At 66.4% G+C, this 23,258-nt stretch carries 24 protein-coding genes and 1 pseudogene; 14 read left to right on the top strand and 11 right to left on the bottom strand.

Going from position 1 to position 23,258, the window contains the following annotated elements; genetic code table 11:
- Nucleotides 1–218: 218 nt before the first annotated feature.
- The 5 genes from IPG50_07375 to IPG50_07355 form a co-directional block, all read right to left on the bottom strand.
- Nucleotides 219–1,409: a hypothetical protein gene (locus tag IPG50_07375; protein MBK6692012.1), complete on the bottom strand. Its 1,191-nt coding sequence runs from the start codon at nt 1,407–1,409 to the stop codon at nt 219–221.
- Nucleotides 1,410–1,824: 415 nt separating this feature from the next.
- Nucleotides 1,825–2,883 (bottom strand): PAAR domain-containing protein, encoded by a 1,059-nt coding sequence (locus IPG50_07370; GenBank protein MBK6692011.1) that lies wholly within the window; start codon nt 2,881–2,883, stop codon nt 1,825–1,827.
- 168 nt (nt 2,884–3,051) lie between these two features.
- Complete coding sequence (locus IPG50_07365; protein MBK6692010.1) at nt 3,052–4,008, bottom strand: mechanosensitive ion channel family protein; 957 nt, start codon at nt 4,006–4,008, stop codon at nt 3,052–3,054.
- A 39-nt stretch (nt 4,009–4,047) separates the two neighbouring features.
- On the bottom strand, nt 4,048–4,293 hold the full coding sequence (locus IPG50_07360; GenBank protein ID MBK6692009.1) for a hypothetical protein: 246 nt from the start codon (nt 4,291–4,293) through the stop codon (nt 4,048–4,050).
- A complete protein-coding gene (locus IPG50_07355; GenBank protein MBK6692008.1) occupies nt 4,290–4,775 on the bottom strand; it encodes a hypothetical protein in 486 nt (161 codons plus the stop codon). Before IPG50_07355 ends, IPG50_07360 begins: the two co-directional genes overlap by 4 nt.
- 173 nt (nt 4,776–4,948) lie before the next feature.
- Between IPG50_07355 and IPG50_07350 the strand changes: the two genes are divergently transcribed.
- The 10 genes and pseudogenes from IPG50_07350 (at nt 4,949) to IPG50_07305 (ending at nt 12,687) form a co-directional block, all read left to right on the top strand.
- A complete protein-coding gene (locus IPG50_07350) occupies nt 4,949–5,347 on the top strand; it encodes a 30S ribosomal protein S12 (GenBank protein ID MBK6692007.1) in 399 nt (132 codons plus the stop codon).
- A gap of 18 nt (nt 5,348–5,365) precedes the next feature.
- Complete coding sequence (gene rpsG, locus IPG50_07345) at nt 5,366–5,836, top strand: 30S ribosomal protein S7 (protein ID MBK6692006.1); 471 nt, start codon at nt 5,366–5,368, stop codon at nt 5,834–5,836.
- Nucleotides 5,837–6,156: 320 nt separating this feature from the next.
- Nucleotides 6,157–8,280, top strand: coding sequence for an elongation factor G (gene fusA / locus IPG50_07340; protein ID MBK6692005.1), 2,124 nt, complete (start codon nt 6,157–6,159; stop codon nt 8,278–8,280).
- Nucleotides 8,281–8,405: 125 nt separating this feature from the next.
- Nucleotides 8,406–9,597, top strand: a pseudogene (gene tuf / locus IPG50_07335) (elongation factor Tu).
- Between the two features lie 13 nt (nt 9,598–9,610).
- Nucleotides 9,611–9,916 carry a 30S ribosomal protein S10 gene (gene rpsJ, locus IPG50_07330; protein ID MBK6692004.1) on the top strand — a complete coding sequence of 102 codons (306 nt, stop codon included), beginning with the start codon at nt 9,611–9,613 and terminating at the stop codon, nt 9,914–9,916.
- Nucleotides 9,917–9,930: 14 nt separating this feature from the next.
- The gene (gene rplD / locus IPG50_07325; protein ID MBK6692003.1) at nt 9,931–10,626 is read left to right on the top strand and encodes a 50S ribosomal protein L4; all 696 of its coding nucleotides are present in this window, start codon (nt 9,931–9,933) and stop codon (nt 10,624–10,626) included.
- Nucleotides 10,623–10,925, top strand: a complete 303-nt coding sequence (rplW, locus tag IPG50_07320) for a 50S ribosomal protein L23 (protein ID MBK6692002.1) — start codon at nt 10,623–10,625, stop codon at nt 10,923–10,925. Before rplD ends, rplW begins: the two co-directional genes overlap by 4 nt.
- 18 nt (nt 10,926–10,943) lie before the next feature.
- Entirely contained in the window at nt 10,944–11,777 is an 834-nt protein-coding gene (rplB, locus tag IPG50_07315; protein MBK6692001.1) for a 50S ribosomal protein L2, read from the top strand.
- 12 nt (nt 11,778–11,789) lie between these two features.
- Nucleotides 11,790–12,101, top strand: a complete 312-nt coding sequence (gene rpsS, locus IPG50_07310; protein MBK6692000.1) for a 30S ribosomal protein S19 — start codon at nt 11,790–11,792, stop codon at nt 12,099–12,101.
- 130 nt (nt 12,102–12,231) lie between these two features.
- The gene (locus IPG50_07305; GenBank protein MBK6691999.1) at nt 12,232–12,687 is read left to right on the top strand and encodes a hypothetical protein; all 456 of its coding nucleotides are present in this window, start codon (nt 12,232–12,234) and stop codon (nt 12,685–12,687) included.
- Between the two features lie 32 nt (nt 12,688–12,719).
- On the opposite strand, the gene IPG50_07300 is transcribed toward IPG50_07305, so the two are convergent.
- Complete coding sequence (locus IPG50_07300; GenBank protein ID MBK6691998.1) at nt 12,720–13,553, bottom strand: extensin family protein; 834 nt, start codon at nt 13,551–13,553, stop codon at nt 12,720–12,722.
- A 36-nt stretch (nt 13,554–13,589) separates the two neighbouring features.
- On the opposite strand from IPG50_07300, the gene IPG50_07295 reads away from it, so the two are divergent.
- Both IPG50_07295 and IPG50_07290 read left to right on the top strand, forming a co-directional pair.
- Complete coding sequence (locus IPG50_07295) at nt 13,590–14,912, top strand: MFS transporter (GenBank protein ID MBK6691997.1); 1,323 nt, start codon at nt 13,590–13,592, stop codon at nt 14,910–14,912.
- 1,511 nt (nt 14,913–16,423) lie between these two features.
- Nucleotides 16,424–16,912 (top strand): MYXO-CTERM sorting domain-containing protein, encoded by a 489-nt coding sequence (locus IPG50_07290; GenBank protein MBK6691996.1) that lies wholly within the window; start codon nt 16,424–16,426, stop codon nt 16,910–16,912.
- A gap of 13 nt (nt 16,913–16,925) precedes the next feature.
- Here the strand turns inward: IPG50_07290 and IPG50_07285 are convergent, their stop codons facing one another.
- From IPG50_07285 to IPG50_07275, 3 genes are all read right to left on the bottom strand, one after another.
- Nucleotides 16,926–18,326: a serine/threonine-protein kinase gene (locus tag IPG50_07285; protein MBK6691995.1), complete on the bottom strand. Its 1,401-nt coding sequence runs from the start codon at nt 18,324–18,326 to the stop codon at nt 16,926–16,928.
- A 126-nt stretch (nt 18,327–18,452) separates the two neighbouring features.
- On the bottom strand, nt 18,453–19,331 hold the full coding sequence (locus tag IPG50_07280) for a matrixin family metalloprotease (GenBank protein ID MBK6691994.1): 879 nt from the start codon (nt 19,329–19,331) through the stop codon (nt 18,453–18,455).
- Entirely contained in the window at nt 19,315–19,473 is a 159-nt protein-coding gene (locus IPG50_07275; protein MBK6691993.1) for a hypothetical protein, read from the bottom strand. Before IPG50_07275 ends, IPG50_07280 begins: the two co-directional genes overlap by 17 nt.
- Nucleotides 19,474–19,533: 60 nt before the next feature.
- Between IPG50_07275 and IPG50_07270 the strand changes: the two genes are divergently transcribed.
- Nucleotides 19,534–19,932, top strand: a complete 399-nt coding sequence (locus IPG50_07270; protein ID MBK6691992.1) for a hypothetical protein — start codon at nt 19,534–19,536, stop codon at nt 19,930–19,932.
- Nucleotides 19,933–19,941: 9 nt separating this feature from the next.
- On the opposite strand, the gene IPG50_07265 is transcribed toward IPG50_07270, so the two are convergent.
- Together IPG50_07265 and IPG50_07260 are read right to left on the bottom strand one after the other, a co-directional pair.
- On the bottom strand, nt 19,942–21,363 hold the full coding sequence (locus tag IPG50_07265; GenBank protein MBK6691991.1) for a protein kinase: 1,422 nt from the start codon (nt 21,361–21,363) through the stop codon (nt 19,942–19,944).
- A gap of 5 nt (nt 21,364–21,368) precedes the next feature.
- Nucleotides 21,369–22,238 (bottom strand): DUF3365 domain-containing protein, encoded by an 870-nt coding sequence (locus tag IPG50_07260; GenBank protein MBK6691990.1) that lies wholly within the window; start codon nt 22,236–22,238, stop codon nt 21,369–21,371.
- A 122-nt stretch (nt 22,239–22,360) separates the two neighbouring features.
- Between IPG50_07260 and IPG50_07255 the strand changes: the two genes are divergently transcribed.
- Entirely contained in the window at nt 22,361–23,236 is an 876-nt protein-coding gene (locus tag IPG50_07255; GenBank protein MBK6691989.1) for an SAM-dependent methyltransferase, read from the top strand.
- The last annotated feature ends 22 nt before the right edge of the window (nt 23,237–23,258 follow it).

The following is a 23,258-nucleotide window of genomic DNA, read 5'->3' as shown; positions in this document are numbered from 1 at the left end:
GGTCCGCCGCAGGTCGGGGTGCCGCCGGGGGTGGTGCATCGATGACCGGGAAAGGCAACGGGTCGGCCGGAGCCTGAGCTCGGAGCTTGCCACTTGCAGCCGCCGCCGCTTGCCCGGACGCACTCGGCGCCGCCCCCGCGTCGCCGCAGGTCGTGCAGAGCTGACTTGACGCGACGATCGGTTTCTCTCCCGTCGCCACCTGCATTTGAACGGGCGTGTCAGCGGGCATGAGGCCGGCTTGGACGCGGCGGTTGATCTCGTGAACGCGGTGATGACCTGCCCTGACGATCAGTCGTGGACCCGGGCCCAGCATACTGTCGCCTTCTGCGTAGGCTCGAGAGGCGACGATCGGATCGTTCCCGTCCCGCCACCTTGCCCGCGTCGTCGAGGTTCCGCAGCCGCCGTGCTGCCCCGTTCCGCCAGTTGGTCCTCGTTGACGCGTGGGTTGGTTCTGCCAAGTTTTCAGGAGCAAGTTCGCCGGCGTTCGCTTCGAATCGATCGAAGCGTCGAGGAATCTGCGCACCCGTCTCGGGCAGCGCCGCGTCTTCCAGCGGCCTCGGTCCCGCCTGCTGCTGTTGCTGCTGTTGCTGCTGCTGTGGACCATCGCCTTGTCGCAGCGCGTCTTGTCGCGCGCGTTGCTCCGCCATCTGCTGCGCCTGAAGGTCGCGCTGCGCTTGGCTGGGTTGGTGGGCGGATTGTTGCTGCTGGGATTGCTGCGGCACCATGCCGTCCCTTGCCGCCGTCGGAGCCAACGTGCCCGGCGGGAGCGTGGCTTCTGGGTCGAACTTAGGCTCAGCAGGCTTCGCGGCCGGTGGCGCCGCTTGGCCTCCGCGCGGCTCAAAGAGGTCGCGATACCCCTTCGCGAAGCTCTCCGGATCCTTCGCGATGATCGCATCGAGGTCCGGGCTAACGCCAGGCTTGTAGGGCGGCGGCTCCACACCGTTCTTCATGAACAGGTACTTCGTCGCCATGTCGGTGACACCGGCGCTGCCGCGATCGTAGGGCATTGCCTGCGCCATCCACCAATGCACCTCACCGACCTTTTCGACGAGTTCCGGCCCACGGTACTTGCCCGCCTCGATGTCTCGGAAGAGCGGGTCCACGTGATTCATCACCGCCGGCACGTTCTCGGCGGGTGTATGAACGATGAAGTAGCGGTTGACTGAACTGAGCGCGACGTCCTGATCGCCAATGCGAGCGGTGACGTCGTATCCGCGAAAGCTCGGGTCGGTCTGCGCGATTCGGTCGGACAGCTCGCCGTACCGCTCTGACTTTCCGTGCATGTCGGCAAGCGTCGTCTGCGTGAACTTCTTTCCCGCAGTGGGATGAATGTCGTCCCGAGTCTTGCCGAAAGAGTCAGGGTTCTCTTCGCCGAGTTCCCGGGCCATTTCGCGGCGTTTCGCCGCCAAGCTGTCCATTCGCTCCTTCAGGCTCTTCGGGCGGGCGTCAGCAAGCTCAGCTCGGACGGCTTGATCCGCGCGCGTGCCGTAGAGCTTCCCGCCGTCGCCCTTCGGGTCGAACCCCTTCCGCCGAACAACGTACTTCTTCCAGCCGTCGGGGTTTTCAGGGCTCGCGCCTTGGCTCGCTTTGGGCGCACCGGGAGCGGCCGCAGCAGCCTTCGGCGCGTTCTTCTGGCCCTTCGACCCGTTGCAGCTCGAGCAGCCCGCCGGCTCGGCGCCACCCGCGCTGGCAGCCTTTGCTTTTGCCTCGGCGCGCTCTGCGCGAGCGTCGAGTTCCTTTGGCGTGGGGCGCTTGCCGGTCTCCTTGAAGCCCTCTTCCATCGCGCGGTGACGATCGGCCTGGTGTTGCGCCCGCTCCGCTAAGTCAGGCCGACGCTGCGCTCCGATCTCCATCGACCCGCGACCTGCGTATGCTTCCGCTGCGTTCGCGGGAGAGCCGAACCTTCGGCGCCTTGATCAGCTTTCCTGCCGCACCGAAAGGCATGGCGTTAGCCAATGCTTCGGCCGTGAGCGCTCCAGCCACCGCGCCCGCGCCGGCCCCACCGATGGTGCCGCCAATGTGCTCGCCGGCCGCAGACATCGCCATGCCGCCGCCAACACCCGCACCGATTCCGGCGGTGAGCTTTCCGGCCGCGACGCGACCCGCGCTCGTCGTCACCAGGGCCTTGAACCCGCCCTGCGCTATCGCAACGCCGCGGACCGCGACGCCAGCCATGCCGACGCCCATAGCCAGGCCGGCCACGCCCAAGCCCGTCTCGATGCCTTCCCAGTTCCAGCTGTCCATGTTGGACCAACTGAAGCTCGCTCCGGCTATCGGGCTCGCGTCGGCGCCACCGCCATTGGTTGGAGGCCCGCCGATGTACGTCCTAGAACAAGCCGAAATGATCTTGCCGCCACAACACGACTTGTCGTCGATGCGCGCCAGCGGCTTGCCGTTCACGTAAACGTAAGCGCTGCCCTCCGCGAGCTTCGGAGATGATGGGGGATGGATGTTCGTGTCCTGTTGTGCCCGCGCCGCAGGCTTGTTCTCGATGTTGACGTTGTGCGAGCCGGACGTGATGTTTCCGCAGCCGCCGCCACCGCCACCTGAAGACGGCTTCGCTTCCGCTTCCCGCTGAACCTTGATGCCTCCAGAGGCCCCGCTCAACGCCCCACCAATGACGGCGAGCGAGAGGCCCGCCGTGCCGCCACCAACGGCCGCGACCGTTCCTGCAGCCGCCACCACGGCCGCGGATGCGCCCGCGGCGGCAAGGATCACGGGGGCAGCGATGATCGCGCCGACAACGGCACCGGCGGCGAGGGCGCCAATGGCGGCCCACTTAAGGGCGCTCGACAGGAAGCGACTCCCGCTTCCGCTGCCGCCGCCGCCGATATGGCAGCCGACCGTGTCGCTTTCCCGCGCTGCAAGCGCCAGTTGACCCATGGGCGAGTTACCGAGAATAGCAGCGAGCGACGACCTTCGTGCTCGGCCAGTGAACTATTGCAGAATCGATACCCGGCGGGGGCTGCAGGAACGGCCCCGATTTCTCGCACGATCTGCCCGAGCACGCGGCAATCTGTTGCCGCTTCCGGCACTTTGTACCGGGTATGTCTATGTGGCCTTCTCCGGAGCGGCTTTTTCCGAGCCGCCACCGGCGGACTTCCCTTCGAAGCGCCCGTCGTAGCGGCGCGTCGTCGGGTACGCGAACTCGATCCGCGCGTCGTCTTGGAACGCGTCCAAGATCGCTTCCCAGATCGTGCTCGTCGACCGCCGTCGATCGCGCGGCTTGCACATGTAACGGAGCGAGAGCTTCACGCCGTGGTCGACCACCGTGGTCCAGACCACCGGCGTCACCTTGCCCACGCGTATGTGGTACTCGTCCGCCTTCTGGGCGATCTTGTCGAGGTCGTCTTGCGAGACGCCTTCGGTGTTCTTCGCGAGGATCGCTTCGAGCTTGGCCTTCGCGGCGCGCCAGTCGCTCTCGAAGGTGACGACCACCTCCATCTCGTTCCAGATGAAGCCAAAGGCCTCCTCGTAGTTCGACACCGACTGCTTGAAGACCCAGCCGTTGGGCACGTGAATCGCGCGGCCCGTGCTCTGCTCGGCGTGCACCCACTTGCCGACCTCGAGGAGCACGAACCGAAACGGCCGGATGTCGACGACGTCGCCCACGTGCGGACCGATCTCGATGCGATCGCCGATACGAAACGGTGTGCGAAGCAGAATGAAGACCCAGCCGGCGAGGTTTGCGAGCGGATCTTGGAGCGCGATGGCGATGCCCGCCGACAAGAGACCGAGGTACGTCGCGAGGCCCGTGATGCTCTCGAACCAAATGCGAATGATGACCAGGAACGCGACGAACGCGTAGCCGTAGGTCAGCGCCTTCGTGAGCGAAAAGCGCGAGGCCGGATCATCGACGGTCTTCGAGACGATGCGCCGCGTGAGGCCGCGGAGCGCGATGTAGACGACGAAGACGAAGAGTGTGAGGGCGAGCCGTTCCGTCGCCGCGCGCGGAATGCCGAGGATCTTCTCGATCCATTCATCGGCTTGTCCGAACGGGAGGAGCATCGCGGCGCCGCGAAGCCTACGGATGGTGGGCCGCCCGGGTCAACGAGGCACTGGTCGATTGGTCATCTGCGACGCCCATTGCTTCGCGTTCCTACGCGCGTAGCTGAGTCGTGCCTTTGCGGTGGGATACCTGCGCTGGAACCAGTCCGTGAGCGAGAGGATGTTTTCGAGCTCCTCTCCTTCGAGCTCCTCTCTGCACTTGGCAAGGCGCCTTTCGAACTCCTCCGGCTCAAGCGGCGCGTCATAGATGGCGGCGACCCAGGGCTCAAGTTGCGGCCTCTTCATAGCGCGCCACCACGTTTCTTTTGGAGCAGCACGGCTTCGATCATCTGGATGTCCGCCAAGTCCTTGTTCCGGGACGCCCACCGTTTCGTCCGAACCAGATCCTCGGCGCGCGGGACCGCGATCGAGACTCGTTCCGTGAAGACCACCTTCTCGCGAGACGCCCAGGCCTCGTCGAAGGTGAGCGCGGCGTCGCCCGTACCCTTCGACCGCGCCACCATCACGTCGATGTGTTCGCCATTTTCGATGGAATATCGACCTCGCTTGCGAGCCTCCTCCGGGGGCACCGACGGGTAGTGCTCCAGCGCTTCCAACGCGGCGTTGAATCGCTCGATGTCGTCGATGTGGACCCAATAGTCGTAGTCGAAGGTGACCAAGGGCAGACCAATCGCGATAAGGGCTCGCCGTCCGATGAGCAGCGCGCGGGCGCCGCTGCGCTCAATGGCGCCGAAGAACTCCTCCTCGTCGAACTCGTGCGATTCCACCCGAGTAGCCTAACGCGCCTGCCTCGCCTCCGCCGCGGGCACTTTTCCTCGAATCGACACCCCCCGCGACGCTTGACAGTCCACCCCCCGCGAGTAGAGTGCGCTCCCCCGCTTCCGGGAGAGGAGCGTCTTCCGCTCCCTAACTGTTCGAAACCCTCCGAGTTTCCCTTCGAATGCCCACCATCAATCAGCTGATCAACAAGGGCCGCGAGGCCACCCGCTGGAAGACCGCCTCGCCGGCGCTCAAGAGCTGCCCGCAAAAGCGCGGCGTTTGTGTTCGTGTTTACACGACCACGCCGAAGAAGCCGAACTCCGCACTCCGCAAGGTTTGCCGCGTTCGCCTCACCAACGGGATGGAGGTCACCTCCTATATCCCGGGCGAAGGGCACAACCTCCAGGAGCACTCGGTCGTCCTTATCCGCGGTGGCCGCGTCAAGGATCTCCCGGGCGTTCGCTATCACGTCATCCGCGGGACGCTCGACGCCTCTGGCGCCATCGGCCCCTCGTCGACCAACAAGGTCAACCGCAACCGAAGCCGTTCCAAGTACGGCGTCAAGCGGCCCAAGGCCTGAAGGATTTAGGAGCAAGCCATGTCGCGCAGACGCGAAGTACCCAAGCGCCGGATCATCCCGGACCCCAAGTACAAGGACAAGCTCGTCAGCAAGTTCACCAACACGATCATGCTGAGCGGCAAGAAGGCCACTGCAGAGAGCATTCTCTACGGCGCCTTCGACATCATCACCGAGCGCTTCAAGGAGGACGCCATCGAGGTCTTCCGCAAGGCCTTGGACAACGTCAAGCCGAAGCTCGAGGTCAAGAGCCGCCGCGTCGGCGGTGCCACCTACCAGGTGCCGGTCGAAGTGCGCCCCGAGCGCCGCGTTGCCCTCGGCATGCGCTGGCTCGTCACCTACTCCCGCGATCGCGGCGAGAAGACGATGCGCGAGCGCCTCGCTGGCGAGCTCATCGACGCGGCCAACGGCCGCGGCAACGCCGTCAAGAAGCGCGACGACACGCACAAGATGGCCGACGCCAACAAGGCGTTCGCTCACTACCGTTGGTGATGTGAGGCGCGCTAGCCACGCTGACTAGCGCCCTCGCCACCCGTCACTCACTCGCAAGGACACGCATCGCCGAATGAACTTCTCGACATAAGGATCGGGTTACGCCGCCGCCGCTCTAAACGAGCACCGCTCTCCTCGCGAGAGCAACAACCTAAGGCCGTACCCCGACACCCTCTCCGGAACATAGCGCTCCCCACATCGCGGGGAGCCGGGCCGGGGAGGGTTTCGTGCATTCAGCGCCCAAGCTTCGATCCCAACGCTCCCCAAAGCTCCGACGACCCCCCGAAAGACGACCCTCCGAAGACCCCTCAGGACGACCCGTGGCTCGCGAATATCCCCTCGAAAAGACGCGCAACATCGGAATCATGGCCCACATTGATGCGGGCAAGACGACGACGACCGAGCGCATCCTTTATTACACGGGGGTCAACTACAAGATCGGTGAGGTCCACGAGGGCGCCGCGACCATGGACTACATGGTTCAGGAGCAAGAGCGCGGCATCACCATCACGTCGGCCGCGACCAACTGCTTCTGGGCTCCCAACGAAGGTCCCCACAAGGGCGTCCGTCACCGCATCAACATCATCGACACGCCGGGCCACGTCGACTTCACCATCGAAGTCGAGCGCTCGCTCCGCGTCCTCGACGGTGCCGTCGCGGTCCTCGACGGCGGCAACGGCGTCGAGCCGCAGACCGAGACCGTCTGGCGTCAGGCCGACAAGTTCCGCGTCCCGCGCATCGTGTTCGTCAACAAGATGGACAAGGTCGGCGCCGACTTCGAGATGAACGTCAACTCGATCCGCGATCGCCTCGGCGTCGTGCCCGTGCCCATCCAGTGGCCCATCGGCGAAGAGGATCAGCACCGCGGTGTTGTCGACCTCATCACGATGCGCGCCATCGTCTTCGACGAAGAGTCGAAGGGCCAGAAGTACAGCGTCGAAGCGATCCCCGCGGACCTCCTGGCCAAGTGCCAAAAGGCCCGCGAGCACATGATCGAAGCCTGCGCCGACATGGACGACCAGATCATGTCGAAGTTCTTGGACGGCAAGCTCGATCAGATCGGCGAGCCCGAGATCGTCGCGGCGCTCCGCAAGGGCTGCACGTCCTTCAAGTTCTTCCCCGTGCTCTGCGGCTCGGCCTTCAAGAACAAGGGCGTCCAGATGCTCTTGGACGCGGTCATCAACTACCTGCCGTCGCCGCTCGACATCCCGCCGGTTCAAGGCCTGAACCCCGACAAGCTCGACGCCCCGCCCATCAGCCGCAAGGCCGACGACGACGCGCCCTTCGCCGCCTACGCCTTCAAGATCATCAACGATCCGCACGGCAATCTCACGTTCTTCCGTGTCTACTCGGGCAAGATCCAGAGCGGCACGATGGTGTCGAACTCGACGCGCGGAAAGCGCGAGCGCATCGGTCGCATCCTTCGCATGCACGCCAACAAGCGTGAGGAGCTCACGGAAGCCGACTCGGGCAACATCTACGCGGCTGTTGGCCTCAAAGACACGCGCACCGGCGACACCCTCTGCGACGAGAAGCACCCCGTGCTCCTCGAGAAGATGGTCTTCCCCGAGCCCGTCATCTCCATCGCCATCGAGCCCAAGACCCAGGCCGACGTCGAGAAGCTGGGCATCGGCCTCATGAAGCTCGCCGCTGAAGACCCGTCGTTCCGGATGCACACCGATCAGGAGAGCGGCCAGACGATCATCAGCGGCATGGGCGAGCTGCACCTCGAGATCATCGTCGACCGCCTCAAGCGCGAGTTCAAAGTCGAGTCGAACGTCGGCAAGCCCGAGGTCGCGTACCGCGAAGCCATCGGCAAGAAGGTCGCCTGCGAGTACAAGTACGCCAAGCAGTCCGGCGGTCGGGGCCAGTTCGGCCACGTGCTGATGGAGATCGAGCCCGGCGAGCGCGGCACCGGCTACGTCTTCATCAACGACGTGGTGGGCGGCACGATCCCCAAGGAGTTCATCCCGGCCGTCGAGAAGGGCGTCAAAGAAGCCATGGACCGCGGTGTCCTTGCCGGCTTCCCGCTCGTCGACATGAAGTGCCGCCTCTACGACGGCAGCTACCACGACGTCGACTCGAGCGCGCAGGCCTTCGAAATCGCCGCATCGCTCTGCTTCCAAGAGGGCGCCAAGCGCGCAGCGCTACACCTGCTTGAGCCCGTCATGAAGAACGAAGTCGTCGTCCCCGAGCAGTTCATGGGCGACGTCATCGGCGACATCAACTCGCGCCGCGGCAAGATCCTCGGCATGAGCCAGCGCGGCAACGCGCAAGTCGTCGACTCGGAGGTTCCCCTCGCGACGATGTTCGGTTACGTGACCGTCCTTCGCTCGATGACGCAGGGACGCGCTACATCCTCGCTCCACTTCTCCCACTACGCGCCCGTCCCCTCGGCCGTGCAAGAAGAGGTCGTGGCAAAGATCAAGGGAACGAGCAGGTGAATTTGGTCGGGCCTAACCCGAAGGTTTGGGGCTGGCAGGACAGCAGCTCCCTGGAATGACAACAATGGCCTCCATCGAGGCCGACGACCCCGCGAGGGGCAAGCGAACACCCTGGAGAGACCGTCATGGCGAAAGAGAAATTCAACCGCACCAAGCCGCACGTAAACGTCGGAACGATTGGTCACATCGACCACGGCAAGACGACGCTGACGGCGTCCTTGGTGAAGGTCCAGTCGAAGAAGAACCTCGCGAAGGTCATCAGCTACCAGGACATCGCGAAGGGCGGGACGGTCCGTGACGCGACGAAGACGGTGACGATCGCGGCGTCGCACGTGGAGTACGAGAGCGAGAAGCGCCACTACGCGCACGTCGACTGCCCCGGCCACGCGGACTACATCAAGAACATGATCACGGGCGCTGCGCAGATGGACGGCGCGATCCTCGTGGTGAGCGCGCTCGACTCGGTCATGCCGCAGACGCGCGAGCACGTTCTTCTGGCCCGTCAGGTCGGCTTGAACCACATCGTCGTTGCGCTGAACAAGTGCGACGCGGTGGAAGACCCGGAAATGCTCGACCTGGTCGAGATGGAAGTTCGCGAGCTCCTGTCGAAGTACAAGTTCAAGGGCGACGACGCGAAAGATCGTCCGCGTGGCGGCGTACCCGGCGCTGCAGGGCGAAGAGAAGTGGGAGAAGTCGATCGGCGAGCTGATCGCGGCTCTCGACAGCGAGATCCCCGAGCCGGCGCGTGACATCGACAAGCCGTTCTTGATGGCGATCGAAGACGTGTTCTCGATCAAGGGCCGCGGCACGGTCGTGACGGGCCGCATCGAGCGCGGCGTGATCAAGACGGGCGACGAAGTTGAGATCATCGGTTTCCGCGACACGCGGAAGACGACGGTGACGGGCGTGGAGATGTTCCGCAAGCTGCTCGACTCCGGGCAAGCGGGCGACAACGTCGGCGTTCTCCTTCGCGGCATCGAAAAGAACGACGTGGAGCGCGGGCAGATTCTCTGCAAGCCGGGCTCCGTGACGCCGCACAAGAAGTTCGAGGGCGAGGTCTACGTCCTGAAGAAGGAAGAGGGCGGCCGTCACACGCCGTTCTTCACGAACTACCGCCCGCAGTTCTACATGCGGACAACGGACGTGACGGGCACGTGCATGCTCCCCGAAGGCGTGAAGATGGTCATGCCGGGCGACAACGTGACCATGAGCATCGAGCTCATCACGCCCGTCGGTCTCGAAGAGCAGATGCGCTTCGCCATCCGCGAAGGCGGCAAGACCGTCGGCGCTGGCATCGTCACCAAGATCCTCGAGTAAGGCGAGAAACCTAATGTCGACCAAGATTCGTATTCGCCTCAAGGCGTTCGATCACCAGCTTCTCGACAAGTCAGCGAGTGACATCGTTGACACCGCGAAGCGCACCGGCGCGCGCGTGGCAGGGCCGATCCCGCTCCCCACGCACATCTCGCGCTACACCGTCCTTCGCGGACCCCACGTGGATAAGAAGTCTCGGGAGCAGTTCGAGATCCGGACGCACAAGCGTCTCCTCGACATTCTGGACCCGACGCAGCAGACACTCGACGCCCTCATGAAGCTGGATCTTTCAGCGGGCGTCGACGTCGAGATCAAGAGCTGAGGGAGAGCTGAATCATGGCAACCATCGACGTCTTCAACCTGAAGCGCGAGAAGGTCGGCACGCTCAACCTCGCCGATGAGGTCTTCGCCACGGAAGTGAACGAAGGACTCTTCTACGAGATCGTGAAGGCCCAACTCGCATCGCGGCGCCAAGGCACCGCAGCCGCGAAAGAACGCTCTGCCGTCAGCGGCAGCACCAAGAAGCTCTACAAGCAGAAGGGCACCGGCAGCGCACGTCACGGCTCCAAGCGAGCTCCGACGTTCGTCGGCGGTGGCCAGGCGCACCCGCCGCGCCCGCGCGACTGGAGCTACCGGCCCCCGGCCAAGATGCGGCAGAAGGCGCTCACGAGCGCCCTCAGCCTCTTCTTGAAGGAAGGCCGCCTCGTCGTCGTCGACCGCATCGAGCTTCCCGAGATCAAGACCAAGGGTCTCTTGGGCGCGCTCGACAAGCTCGGCGTCACCAAGGCGCGCGCCTCTGGCGCGGCCTCGAAGGCCCTCGTCGTGGACGCCGCGTCCAACGACAAGCTGCGGATGTCGATCCGCAACTCGAAGGACCACCAGTTCTTGCCGCCGGAAGGCGTCAACGTCTACGACCTCCTGCGCCACGATCACCTCGTCCTCTCGCAGGACGCGGCCAAGGCGCTCGAGGCCCGACTCCTCAAGAAGGCGGCGCCCGCCGCCGCTGCCAAGGCCAAGGGAGGCGCGAAATGAGCCCCGAGCAAATCATTCGGCGTCCCATCGTGCTCACGGAGAAGGCAAGCCTCCTTCGTCAGCACAACACGGTCGTCTTCGAAGTCGCCCGCACGGCGAACAAGATTCAGATTCGTCAGGCCGTGGAGGCTCTCTTCGGCGTGAAGGTCACCGGCGTGCACACGCTCGTCATGCGCGGCAAAGACCGTCGCATGGGGCGGACTGTCGCCAAGATGCAGAACTGGAAGAAGGCGATGGTCAAGCTGGCCGACGGTCAGAACATCGACTTCTTTGACGACAGCGCCGGCAGCGCGAGCTGACGGAGAGCAGGCAAAATCATGGGTACCAAATCCTTTAAGCCGACATCTCCCGCGCGGCGCTACTACACCGTCTCCGACTTCAAGGAGATCACGAAGGGCGCCAAGCCCCCGAAGAAGCTCCTGGAGCACCAGAGCAACTCGGGCGGTCGCAACAACCACGGCCGCATCACGTCGCGTTTCCGCGGCGGTGGCCACAAGCAGCGCTACCGGATCATCGACTTCAAGCGCGACAAGATTGGCATCCCCGCCAAGGTCGCGACGGTCGAGTACGACCCGAACCGCACGGCGCGCATCGCGCTCCTGCACTACGCCGACGGCGACAAGAGCTACATCATCGCGCCGGAAGGCATGAACGTCGGCGACACGGTCATCTCGAGCCGTAACGCCGACATCAAGCCCGGCAACTCGATGTCGCTCCGCCACATCCCCCTTGGCACGACGATTCACAACGTCGAGCTCAAGAAGGGGCGCGGCGCGCAGCTCGTTCGCTCGGCCGGCGTTGGCGCCGTCCTCATGGCGAAAGACGGCGACTACGCGCAGGTGCGTCTGCCCTCCACGGAGGTCCGCCTCGTGCACCTCGACTGCCACGCGACCATCGGTCAAGTCGGCAACATCGAGCACGCGAACATCACGCTCGGCAAGGCCGGCCGCACCCGCTGGCTCGGTCGCCGTCCTCACAACCGCGGCGTCACCATGAACCCCGTCGATCACCCGATGGGTGGTGGCGAAGGGCGCAGCTCCGGCGGCCGGCACCCATGCTCGCCGTGGGGCCAGCTCTCCAAGGGCAAGAAGACCCGCAACAACAAGCGGACCGACGGCATGATCGTCAAGCGCCGCGGACAGAAGGGCTAAGAGGAGTCACCTATGCCTCGTTCAGTAAAGAAAGGCCCGTTCGTCGACGGTCATCTCGCCGAGAAGATCGCCTCCGCCGCGGCCGCGCAGTCCAAGAAGATGATCAAGACCTGGTCACGGCGCAGCACCATCACGCCGGACGCTGTTGGTCTCACGTTCATGGTGCACAACGGACGCAAGTTCGTTCCGGTGTTCGTGACCGAGCAGATGGTCGGTCACAAGCTGGGTGAGTTCGCTCCCACGCGGACCTTCCACGGCCACGCCGGCGACAAGAAGGGCAAGGGCCCCGCTGGCGCCAGCAAGCCCCCGCCGCCCAAGAAGTGACACCGCCAAGGTGAGCGACTCGTTCGCTCCCAGGACGAAGGCCCCGCGAGGGGCCTTTTTCCGTTTGTGGGGCACGTTCACGGGGAGGAGAGCGGGAAGGCTCTGGGCCCCCTCGCCGTACAGAAGGTCGATGATGTCGACGCCCCACGTCTACGCTGCGCCGGTTCCTCCCTATTCGCTGCCGATGCCCGGGCCCTCGCCCATTGTTCGGACAGCGCCCATGCGGCCGGTCCCAGCCTTCGCGCCGGCCATCTCCTACAAGGCTCCCGGGGCCGGACCCGAAGCCCCCAAGCGCGCCCCCTCGTCGGGCGTGGACGCCGGGACCCTCGCGGCCGTGGGCCTCTTGGCGTTCACCGCGCTCCTCTGCCTCATTGCGTGCGCTGTGCACGCGTACGGCCTCGCCACGTTGACCGAGCGTTGGGCAGCCAACACGTCCCTCACGTCGGAGGCCCGCGAGCTTGGCCTCGCCGCGGCTCGTCAGGCGGCGTTCGTTCGCCTTGGCATCTTCGGCCCACTTGCGCTGGCCTTCGCCGCCGCGAGCACGGGCATCTTCGCCTTCGCCGGTCGCCGCCGCGCGCGCCGCTGATCCTGCTCTCCGTCGCCCAAGCGAAGGGTGCTCTAGCTTCGCGGTCTCGTCCCGTCGGTTCGGTATCGGGCCAGGTCGAGATGAAAGTGATTGCGATGAAGCGCGTCGAAGTGCGGCGTGAGCACCACGGAGAAGAGGTCCTCGTCGTAGGTCCTCCGGGCGATGCCCAGGAGTAGCTGGCCGCCCTTCTTCTTCGGCGCCTCGTTCTTGGCGTCGAAGTCCCGCAGCACCGTCACCTCCCGCCCATCCTTCAGCACGAACGCTTCGAGGTCGATGGCGTTCGCGTAGCTGTGCTCGCTGACCCACCCCGGGTAGTTCGCCATCTCGCGGCACGCGTACGTGCCGATCTGACGAATGCGAACGACGGGCTTGCCGTAGATCCGTTGCGACTCGGCGACGACGATCTCGTCGAGCTTGCCGAGCGCGAGCGCCGCGGCGCAGGTCACGAGCGGCGGAGGCTCGTAGGCGATCTGCGCGGGGCTGCCGAGGTAGGTGACGACTTGTTCGGCGCCGCACATGATCTTCCGCTTCTTGCCGGCCTCATGAACCGGGAGCTTCGCAGCGATCGTCTTGATGCCCGCGGCCTTGAGCTTCGCCTCGCAGCCATCGACGGGGGCCGGCGGCGCCACGATGAGATCGTCGTTCGGGTCGAGGTTGGCCATGCGACCGACGACAGGATTGGCGACGGCCGCGCTCGCGGGCTGCGCCGCTGCGGCAGGCGTTGGCGGCGCCGCCGCCGACGGCGTTGGAGCATCGGCCGCGGCCGCGCTGACGAGGCACAAGCTAAAGGCGACGACCCCGAGCGAGCGGTAACGCACGAGCGTTAGACGGAGCGACGCGTCGGATCTTGGCTCGGTTCGTTGCATCGCGATTTTTCCCGTGGTCCCGGTATGTTGGCCCCCATGGCGTCGCGCGAGCCGCTCACTCGGTACCAACGTTTCGTCGTGTTCGCGGCTTGGCTTGGGCTCGGCTTCGACCTCATGGACTCGATGCTCTTCAACTTCGTCTCGCCGCTCGCCATCCCGAACCTGCTCCACATTTCGCCCCAGGCGCCAAGCGCCCGCGCCGCGATCGGCTACTGGACCGGCGTCCTCACCGCGGTGATGCTCTTCGGTTGGGCGACGGGCGGCATCCTCTTTGGTCGCCTCTCCGACCGCATCGGCCGGACCCGCACCGTGGTCCTCACGATGCTGCTCTTCTCGCTCGGGACGCTGGCGTCGGCCTTTGCGCCGAACCTCTGGGTCTTTGCGGCGCTGCGCTTGCTCACGGCGCTCGGCATCGGAGGCGAATGGGCCGCCGGCGCCACCCTCGTCGCAGAGACGGTTCCCGAGAGTCGACGCGTCGATCTGGGCGCGGTGCTCTTCACCTCAGCGCCGGCCGGCGTGTTCCTCGCCATCTTCATCAGCCACGTCTTCACGCGCGAGATCGAAGCCGTCGCGCGCGACCCGTCGCTCTCGTGGCGCGTCGTGATGGCTTGCGGCGCGCTTCCCGCCTTCGTCGCGCTCCTCCTAAGGCGAAAGCTGCGTGAGCCGGAGTCGTTCGCGCGTGTGGAGGCTCCCGCCCGCGGCCACATCGGTGCCCTCTTTTCGCCCGAGCTCCGCCGCCGCACCGTTGGCGGTCTCATGGTCGCCACCGTGGCGCTGCTCACCTTCTGGGTCTCGAGCGCGTTCCTTCCGATGATCGCCACCTTCCTTGCCGACGAAGCGATGCCGCACGCAACGGCGAAGGAGCTCGCCCAACACCGCGCAGCCTTCGTCACGCGCGCCATGATGTCGTTCAACATCGGCGGCCTCATCGGCTCGTTGCTCGCCGCGCCGCTCGCGGAGCGCTTCGGTCGGCGCCCGCTCTTCTTCGCGTATTTCGCGTTCAGCGTCGTCGCGCTACTGGTCACGTTCGTGCCCGCTTGGGCACCTTCCACGCGAATCCTGCTCGTGGGGTTGGTCTCTGTCTCGGCCTACGGCGTGTTTGCGGCGTTCCAGTTTTACCTCCCCGAGCTGTTTCCTCCGCACCTCCGAGGCACCGGCGCCGGCTTCTGCCTCAACGCGGGGCGTTACCTCACCGTCCTCGGTCCGCTCGTGGTGGCGTGGGTGGCTCGCGGCGGGGCGTCGGTGCTTCACGTGATGGGATTTTTGGCTCTCGTTCCGCTCGCTGGCCTCGTCTTGCTGTTGTTCGGCGTCGGGGTTGAAACCCGAGGCGACCGGCTTCCGACCGGGGCTGAGCTTTGAGACGTCCGACCCCGTGTCGGCCGGTGTGTGCTTTGCTCGCCGCTACTTGCGGTCTCCAGTGGCATCGTCCCTCGGAAAATTCGATGATCACCGAACATGCCTAGCTTCCTCGGCCGCGTCTTCCTCGCGGTCGTTCTCATCTTGACGGTCGCGTGCGCGACTCGAACGGAACGCCTCCTTGCTGACGAGGTCGTGCCGCCCGCTCCGCTTCCGCAGGGCGTGTGTGGCGATGGAGTCGTGGACGTTGGCGAGCAGTGCGATCCGGGCGCGACGGCCACGACCTGTTGCAGCGCCGGGTGCGTGGCGACCGCTAACGGAACGGGCTGCGACGATGCCAACGAGTGCACCCAGACGGACTCTTGTCAGGCGGGCACGTGCACGGGGGCAAACCCCGTCGTCTGCGCGGCGCCCGATCAGTGCCACAACCTGGGGACATGCAACCCGGCGACAGGCTTGTGCTCGAACCCGGCGAAGGCCAACGGCACGTCGTGCAACGACGGGAACGCCTGCACGCAAAGCGACACGTGCCAGGCGGGGACGTGCACGGGGTCGAACCCCGTCGTGTGCCCGGCGGCGGATCAATGCCATGAGCCGCGCGTCTGCGCGCCCGCGACGGGCCTCTGCTCGAATACACCGAAGCCCAACGACACCGCGTGCAACGACGGCAACGCGTGCACGCAGACGGACTCTTGTCAGGCGGGGACGTGCACGGGGTCGAACCCCGTCGTGTGCCCGGCGGCGGATCAATGCCATCAGCCGCGCGTTTGCGCGCCTGCGACGGGCCTCTGTTCGAACACACCGAAGCCCGACGACACCACGTGCAACGACGGGAACGCGTGCACGCAGACCGACACGTGCCAGGCGGGGACGTGCACGGGGTCGAACCCCATCGTGTGCCCGGCGGCGGATCAATGCCATCAGCCGCGCGTTTGCGCGCCTGCGACGGGCCTATGCTCGAACACACCGAAGCCCAACGACACCGCGTGCAACGACAGCAACGCGTGCACGCAGACGGACACTTGCCAGGGCGGCACCTGTACCGGGTCGAACCCCGTTGTGTGCACGCCGCAAGATCAGTGTCACGACACGGGCACGTGCAACACGCTCTCGGGCGTGTGCTCGAATCCCGCAAGGGCGAACGGCACCTCCTGCACCGACGGTAACGCCTGCACCAAGACGGACACCTGTCAGGGCGGCGTGTGCACCGGAGCGAACCCCGTCGTCTGCACGGCGGTGAATTTTTGCCACACGGCGGGCACATGCAACCCATCGACGGGCGGATGCACCAATCCCGAGAAGGCCAACGGAACCGCGTGCAATGACGGCAACGCATGCACGCTGACCGATACGTGTCAGGGCGGCTTCTGCTTCGGAGACAACCCGAAGGTTTGTCCTGCCGCCAACCAGTGCCAATACGGTGCCTGCAACACCGTGAACGGAAGCTGCTCGAGCGTCGCCCTTCCGAACGGCACGGACTGCAACGACGGCAACGCGTGCACTCAGATCGACTCGTGCCAAGGCGGCGCCTGCACGGGGCGTCACCGATCTCCTGCGCTTCCACCGACTCCTGTCACGACAACGGCACCTGCGACACGAGCACGGGCGCGTGCTCGTCGCCACGCAAGCCTGACGGCACGGCATGCCCTTCGGGCATTTGCAGCTCGGGCGCTTGCATTGGAGAGCCGCCCGACGGCGGCGTCATCGATTCGGGCATCGTCGACGCGGCATCCGACGGCGCGACCGACTCGTCGACCGGTCCTCCCGATGCCGCGTCGGCCGATGCCTCGCGCGTCGACGCGGCGCGGGACGCCGGCGCCGAGACCATCGTGGACGCGGCGCGCCCGAGCGGCGACGCGACGACCATCGACAACGGCGTGGCGGTCTATGACACCGGCGAGGAAGCAGGCTGCGCCTGTGACACCGCCGGCGCCAAGAGCAGCGGCGCGTGGCTCGGTCTCACGGGCCTCGTGTACCTGCTGATCCGTCGTCGCCGGAAGTGAGGACGTCGCGTCGCTAAGGCGTTGGCGCAACGCCCCGCAGGGTGTCGGCCCATGCGTCGAACGCAGTCTCCGTGTGGAGCACGACCGAGACGCTCCGGAGGCGCCTCGGTCCCAGTGACGCGAAGGTCGTGATGGCCTGAAGCGCGAGCTCGGCGCCGAGAGACATGGGCACTTCTCCAACGCCGGTGCCGAGCGACGGCATCGCCAGCGAGGTGGCGCCTCGCGCTTCCGCGTCGAGCAACGCGCGGAGAACGCAGCGCTGAATGCATACGGCGCCGGCGAGGGCGCTGACCGCATGGGCCACATGGTTGGCCTTGAGGCGCCCGGCGCCCGTCCACACGATGTCGCCCATGCGCGCGGGAGCCTTCGCTCGCGCTTCGTCCTGGAGGCTGGGACCGGCGCGGCCGCTGAGCGCGTGCGCCACTCCGACGTTCATCGTGAGCTGCCAGTTGGCCGCGTTCACGAGGACATCGCTCTCGGCGTCCGCGAGATCGCCGCGCGCGAGCTTGAGGGTGAGCGGACCGAGCTCTGCGGTCAACGAGGAGCCGTTCGCGTCGGCCCCCCGCGCGAAACCGGTCGGCGCCGAGGGCGGACGAGCTAGCGGCCTGAGCGCATCGGCCACGGCGGCGAGCGTGGGATAGCGATCGTCTCTGTCTTTGCTCAACATGCGCGCGACGACGGCGAAAAAATAGGCCTCCCGTGGGTCTCTCGCCACCGGCGCTTCGTAGGCCCGTTCGAGGTGCGCGCGTCGCATCCCCTCGAGGCTCTCGGCGAAGAACGGCATCGACCCTGCGAGCAACGCGTGGAGCGTTCCGCCGAGCGCGTACTCGTCAGTGCGGCGGTCCAGTGGGAGGCCGAGCCATTGCTCCGGCGCCATGAAGAGCGGTGTGCCGGCGACGACGCCGGACGCGCGCGCCTTCGCGTCGACGGCGATGCCGAGATCGCCGACGAGCGCGTCGCCCGATCCACGCAGAAAGAGGTTCTCCGGCTTCACGTCTTGGTGAACGACGCCGGCTTGGTGAAGGGCGTGGAGCCCCGCGGCGATGTCGATGGCCGCACGAACGACGAGGTCGAACGGCATCGGCATTTCGGCGAGCATGAGCTTGGACAAGAGCTCGGCGAGGTCGATCCCGTCGACGTATTGCTGCACGACGAAGGGCGAACCGCCCTCGTAGCCCGCGTCTAGCACGCCGACGACATGGGGAGAGCGCACGCGAGCGGCGAGGTGAGCCTCTTGAAAGACGTCGCCGTCTTCGCGCTGCGAGAAGATCTTTACGACGAGCGGTGTTCGCAACACGGGGTGGCTGGCCAGGTACGCCGTGCCCATGGCGCCTTGGCCCAGGACGCTGTGAATGAGCAGTCCGCGGAAGCGATCGCCTGGAGCAAGGACCAACTTGTCGTCATACACCGGCATCTTTCCCCCTCGGTAGCGTCTTGCGACGTGGTCCGCGACACCACACGCTCGGCGCGTGGCCCTGTTCTACGGCGATTGCCCCGGACTCGCTAGCCGCGTCGACGTGTTCGCGCTCAGGCACGTCGTTCAGCGAGGCTTCGGCGCGTTCCGCGCGGCTCGAGCGAGCGCCGTCGTGGCTTCGATGAGCGCGTCCACGCCCTCGAGGGCGCGCGGCGTCGACAGCGCGAGCGCCTTCAGCTGACTGACTTGCGCCGCCGAGAGACTGGGCACGCAGACGGGGGCCGCGTTCACCGTGGGGTACATGAGGTTGGCCGTGTCGGCCGTATGCTCCAGCCCCAGCGCGTGGCCCATCTCATGTGCGACGACGACCGGTCCGACGAGACTCCCGAAGCGCGTCACGTCGTCGTGGCCGATGAACAACGTGGCGGGAAACTCGCTCGGGAGCTTGAGCAGCGTGAAAAGGTCCTTGCTGGGATCGTTTGCCGCGACGGCGCGCAAGAGAGCCGGCGACAGACCCAAGCCCACCAGCGTGCCGGCGATCGCCTTCGCGATGCTGGGCGAGGCGATCTTCGAGAGCACAACCACGTGCACGACGTCGCTCGCGGGAGGTTGGGCGGTCAAGAAGCCTCGAAGGTTCTCTCCCATCACCTCGCCGGCGATGGCCTGCATCGCGGCGTCGTCGGAGAGGGCCACGCCGCGCTCCTTGGCGCGTCGCTCGACCTCTGCATCCTCGCCGGCAAGCGCGTAGTCGAAGGCTACGGCCGTGGGTCGCTCGCCGACCACGAAGGTGAGCTTGTAGGGCTCGAAGTAGCGAGCGAGGGGACGCGTCTCCGCTCCGAGCTCGTCGTCGCTTACGTCCTTCGCCGTGTGCAGCACGAGGCGACGTTTTCCATCAATGGTGGAAGGTGGCGGCGCACATGGCGTGGCGCCCCGGCTCGCTCCGCGCAGGTAGTGGTCGGTTAGGCAGGCTTGCGGATCGGCTGCGCCCTCACACACAAGCGTCACGGGCGCCTCGGCGGAAGAGCACGCGCTGGCGACCGAGGCGAGCAGCAAGCCCAAAATTCCCGCCCGTTTCACCCCGGCGCCATACCACGGCCGTACGACGGAAGGGGTGGGTTCGGGATGCCCGGCGCCGAGCCTTGGTCACGACGGCGTCTCATTCTCTGCCAATGCGACCGTCCCCCGTCGGGCCGCGTCATGAATTGGGATGGACCTGCGCGATCGTCTCGAGCTCGTTCGACACGTGTTGGGATGTGCACTCCTCGACGGCGAGGGAAACCTTCTCGGACAGATCGGCCCCAAAGGCGACGCCGCCGCCGACGCGGCCCTCCGACTGTGGGGCTGCGTGCAGTCGCTCGGCCTCGAGGGCGAGGCCTGCTTTGCGGCGAACGTCGACGTGCACGGTGGCCAGCTCGTGGCGCGGACGGAGGGTGGCCGCCTCCTCGTCGTGCGGACCGATGGCGCCATCAGCATCACGTCCGATTGGGTCACGTTCCTGGTGAACTCGTTGACGCCCGCGATCACCTTCGACGACGACGAACGTCACGAGACCGGCGTGCGCTTGAAGGTGGTCGGTGAAGGCCGACTCGTGCGACGCGCCGGCTGAGCACGTCGCTTACGGGCCCTTGCTCACCTTTTCCAAGAAGCGTGCGCGCGCGCGTTCGTCGTCGATCTCACCGGCGACCTTGTGACACAGCTCTTGGAGCGACGCAGTCGTCGCGGCGGCGCGCTTGACGATGAGCTTCGCCACGGGACCGATGACGCGCGCGAGCTCCGCCTCGACGCGCTGAAGCGCCGCCGCGTCGAAGGTGGCGCGCGGGGCCTCGTCCTTGCTCAGCGACTTGACTGGCTCGGCCGTGGCGGTGTGCTGGTGCCGCCGCAGAAAGTCGGCGCGCGCGAGGTCGTCTTTGATCTCCTTGGCCGCGAGGCCCACGATGGCGGCGGGCGTGGTGGCGACCTTCGCGGCGTTCTTGAGCAGCAGCGACGCGATGGGGCCGACGTGTTTCGCGAGATCAGCCTCGAGGCGGCCGCGGGCGCCTTCGTCGAGGCGGACGCCGCTCCGCGACGTGGGCACGCGGTCGGGGTCCTTCGTCGGTGCCGCGGCGGGAAACTCGTGACTCGACGGGAAGGGCGCTCCGCCAACGCGCTCGGTGGCCGTCGAGGACGAAGCTCCGCGAAGGGCGCTACGAAGCTCGGCGACCGTCTGCGGGCGTCGGTGCTTTTCCGGAGCAAGCGCCCAGTCGACGAGGCGAAGAAACGCGACGGAGAAGCGCTCGCGATCGCCGCGCTCGACGGCGGACGGCATCACCTCGAGCACGCGGCCCGGCGCGTCGAGCGGTTTGTCGCCGGTGACGAGCCAATACATGACGCCGCCGAGGGCGTAGAGATCGCTGTAGGGACCTTGGAGGCCAGTCGTTTGGTACTGCTCGAGCGGTGCGTAGCCGGGCGAGACGATGGCCGTGAGCTCGCAGCTCGGATCGGGCCTCACCATGCGCGCCGCACCGAAGTCGATGAGCACGGGGGAGCCGTCTTTGCGCACGAAGATGTTCGACGGCTTGATGTCGCGGTGCAGGTAGCTGGCCTCGTGCACCACCTCGAGCCCGTCGAGGAGCGGCAAGATCACGCGGCGCACCAGGGCCTCGTCGAAGGGGCGGCGGCCCTTGGCCCACGAGTAGAGGTCCGCCCCCTCGACGAACTCCATCACCATGTACGCCGTCTGGTTGGCCTCGAAGAAGCGCATGACGCGCACGATGTTCGGGTGACGAAATGTCGCGAGCGCGCGCGACTCGTCGAGGAACCGACCGAGCCCCCAATAGAAGGGCTCGCTTGCCATCTCGGAGCGGGGGTTCACGCCCGCGTCGGCGGAGCGCACCGCGGTGCCCGCCGGCAGGTACTCCTTGATGGCGACCTTCAGGTTCAGGTTCGTATCGGTCGCCAGGTAGGTGACGCCGAAGGCGCCGACGCCGAGCGTGCCCTCGATGCGATACTCGGAGAGCATCGTGCCTTTGGAGAGGGATCGATCGAGGGCGCTCAGCATGGCGACTAGGAATCCGCGTCGATGAGCTTGAGCGCCTTTTCAAGGCTGCGGCGCATGCGGTTGAAGGAGCGCCCCAACGCGTGAACCTCGTCGCTGCCGTGCTCCGCGAACTCCGGCATACCGCCTTCGCCCGTCGAGACCTTATCGGCCATCGCTGCCATGATCGTGATGGGCTTCACGATGAGCGCCGAGAGCATGAGGTTGAGCACGGCGAAGAGCACGACGAAGATGCTCCCCAACGAGGCCATGAACGTCACGAAGGCTCGGTCGGCGTTCCGAATGGGAAGGTCCATGGGCACGGTCACGATCTGCGCGCCGATGACCTCGTCGAGCTTCCAGCCAAAACCGCCGGCGGACCCGTAGAGCTTGACCATCGCCGGCGGCGCGGTCTCTGGCGTCGTGTGGCACGTCAAGCACGCGGGGTCCGCGATCCGAAACGGTCGCGCGAGGTAGAGCACTTGCCCCGTCGCGGCTTCGCGCGTGCCGGTCAGCTCCGTCGCGCCCTGGCGAAACGCGCCGATGAGATCGGCCTCCCACTCGACGGCGCGATTGCGCGGATTCGTCGGGTTGATGGCGGCTTCCTTGTACGAATAGTCGGGGTACTTCACGCGGAGCTTGTTCATGATCTCCGTCGCAGAAAACGCAGGAACCGCTTCCGGGAGAAACTCGCTCTCGTCTTTGCGCAGCTTGCCCCTTACGTGGCTGACGGTGTACGCGCGCATCGAGAGCGCCGCTTCCATCATCACGGCGGCGCTCCGCAAGACCTCTTCGCGCGCATTCTTGTGGAGGAGGCGATGCGACACCGCCCCGCTCACGGCGAAGCCGAGGGCGAAGACGACCACGAGCACCAGGTTGAATTTCCCTCGGATCCGCACGCGCGAGGCCCCGAGTATACCGGCCTCGCGCCGCGCTCTCGTGCTCAAAACGCGGCCCGTGGGGGCTCGGCCGCCAGTTCGCACTTCACGGAGATTCGTCCGCGTGCGAGCGTCGTTTCTCGATGAATTCGAGCTCCACGGACCCGCACGAAGCGAAGGCGCTCGCCCGTCGTCCGGTCGGTTGGGTCGCGCCTGGTCCTCGACCTCGCGGCGCCGATGGGCGGCCCGGCTTGGTGCCCGCCGCCGACGAGCACCTCTCGTACCTCACCGGCGACTGGCGCATCTTCCAGCTCCAGGACGGTCACCGATGGAGCCTCGACGACTTCGTGACGGCGTGGGTCGCGCTCGACGAGGCGCGTCGTCACGGGGGCGTCGCGCGCTTCCTGGACCTGGGGTGCGGCATCGGCTCGGTGCTGATGATGGTTGCCTGGGGACTCCCCAACGCGCGAGGCCTCGGCGTCGAAGCGCAAGCTCGGAGCCACGGCCTCGCGGAGCGGTCGCTCGCGTGGAACGGCGCCGACGGGCGATGCCGCGCCAAGCTCGGTGACTTTCGCGACGAAGAAGGCGCGCTCGCCAACGAAGGTCCCTTCGACTTGATCACCGGGACGCCGCCGTACATCCCGCTTGGCCATGGCATCGTCTCCGACAAACCGCAGCGCGGTCCGTGCTGCTTCGAGACGCGCGGCGGCATCGAGGACTACGCCAAGGTCGCTGCTCGCTTGCTCGCCACCGGCGGGGTCTTCGTGACGTGCGCGGGCGCTCGCGGTGACGCCGAGCGAGGCGACAACGCGGCGCGCGACGCGGGCCTTGCCATCGTGCGAAGGGTTGACGTGGTGCCGCGCGAGGGCAAGCAGACGCTCATGTGGGTCTTCGTGATGGAGCCGGCAGGCACGACGCGCACGCCGACGCCCACGGAGCGCTTCGCGGTGCGCGGCATCGACGGCAAGCTCACCGCCGAGATGCACCGCGCGCGCGCCGACATGGGGCTCCCGCCGTAGAGCGCCTCAGGGAGCGCTCGAA

Source organism: Myxococcales bacterium, from assembly GCA_016703425.1.
GTDB lineage: Bacteria > Myxococcota_A > Polyangia > Polyangiales > Polyangiaceae > JADJCA01.
This window is presented reverse-complemented; position numbering and strand designations above follow the sequence as displayed.

Coding starts and splice junctions, on each gene's coding strand:
- IPG50_07370 (MBK6692011.1), bottom strand. CDS start 2,883: ATGGGTCAACTGGCGCTTGCAGCGCGGGAAAGCGACACGGTCGGCTGC.
- IPG50_07365 (MBK6692010.1), bottom strand. CDS start 4,008: ATGCTCCTCCCGTTCGGACAAGCCGATGAATGGATCGAGAAGATCCTC.
- IPG50_07360 (MBK6692009.1), bottom strand. CDS start 4,293: ATGAAGAGGCCGCAACTTGAGCCCTGGGTCGCCGCCATCTATGACGCG.
- IPG50_07350 (MBK6692007.1), top strand. CDS start 4,949: ATGCCCACCATCAATCAGCTGATCAACAAGGGCCGCGAGGCCACCCGC.
- rpsG (MBK6692006.1), top strand. CDS start 5,366: ATGTCGCGCAGACGCGAAGTACCCAAGCGCCGGATCATCCCGGACCCC.
- rpsJ (MBK6692004.1), top strand. CDS start 9,611: ATGTCGACCAAGATTCGTATTCGCCTCAAGGCGTTCGATCACCAGCTT.
- rplD (MBK6692003.1), top strand. CDS start 9,931: ATGGCAACCATCGACGTCTTCAACCTGAAGCGCGAGAAGGTCGGCACG.
- rplW (MBK6692002.1), top strand. CDS start 10,623: ATGAGCCCCGAGCAAATCATTCGGCGTCCCATCGTGCTCACGGAGAAG.
- rplB (MBK6692001.1), top strand. CDS start 10,944: ATGGGTACCAAATCCTTTAAGCCGACATCTCCCGCGCGGCGCTACTAC.
- rpsS (MBK6692000.1), top strand. CDS start 11,790: ATGCCTCGTTCAGTAAAGAAAGGCCCGTTCGTCGACGGTCATCTCGCC.
- IPG50_07305 (MBK6691999.1), top strand. CDS start 12,232: ATGATGTCGACGCCCCACGTCTACGCTGCGCCGGTTCCTCCCTATTCG.
- IPG50_07300 (MBK6691998.1), bottom strand. CDS start 13,553: ATGCAACGAACCGAGCCAAGATCCGACGCGTCGCTCCGTCTAACGCTC.
- IPG50_07295 (MBK6691997.1), top strand. CDS start 13,590: ATGGCGTCGCGCGAGCCGCTCACTCGGTACCAACGTTTCGTCGTGTTC.
- IPG50_07285 (MBK6691995.1), bottom strand. CDS start 18,326: ATGCCGGTGTATGACGACAAGTTGGTCCTTGCTCCAGGCGATCGCTTC.
- IPG50_07270 (MBK6691992.1), top strand. CDS start 19,534: ATGGACCTGCGCGATCGTCTCGAGCTCGTTCGACACGTGTTGGGATGT.
- IPG50_07265 (MBK6691991.1), bottom strand. CDS start 21,363: ATGCTGAGCGCCCTCGATCGATCCCTCTCCAAAGGCACGATGCTCTCC.
- IPG50_07255 (MBK6691989.1), top strand. CDS start 22,361: ATGAATTCGAGCTCCACGGACCCGCACGAAGCGAAGGCGCTCGCCCGT.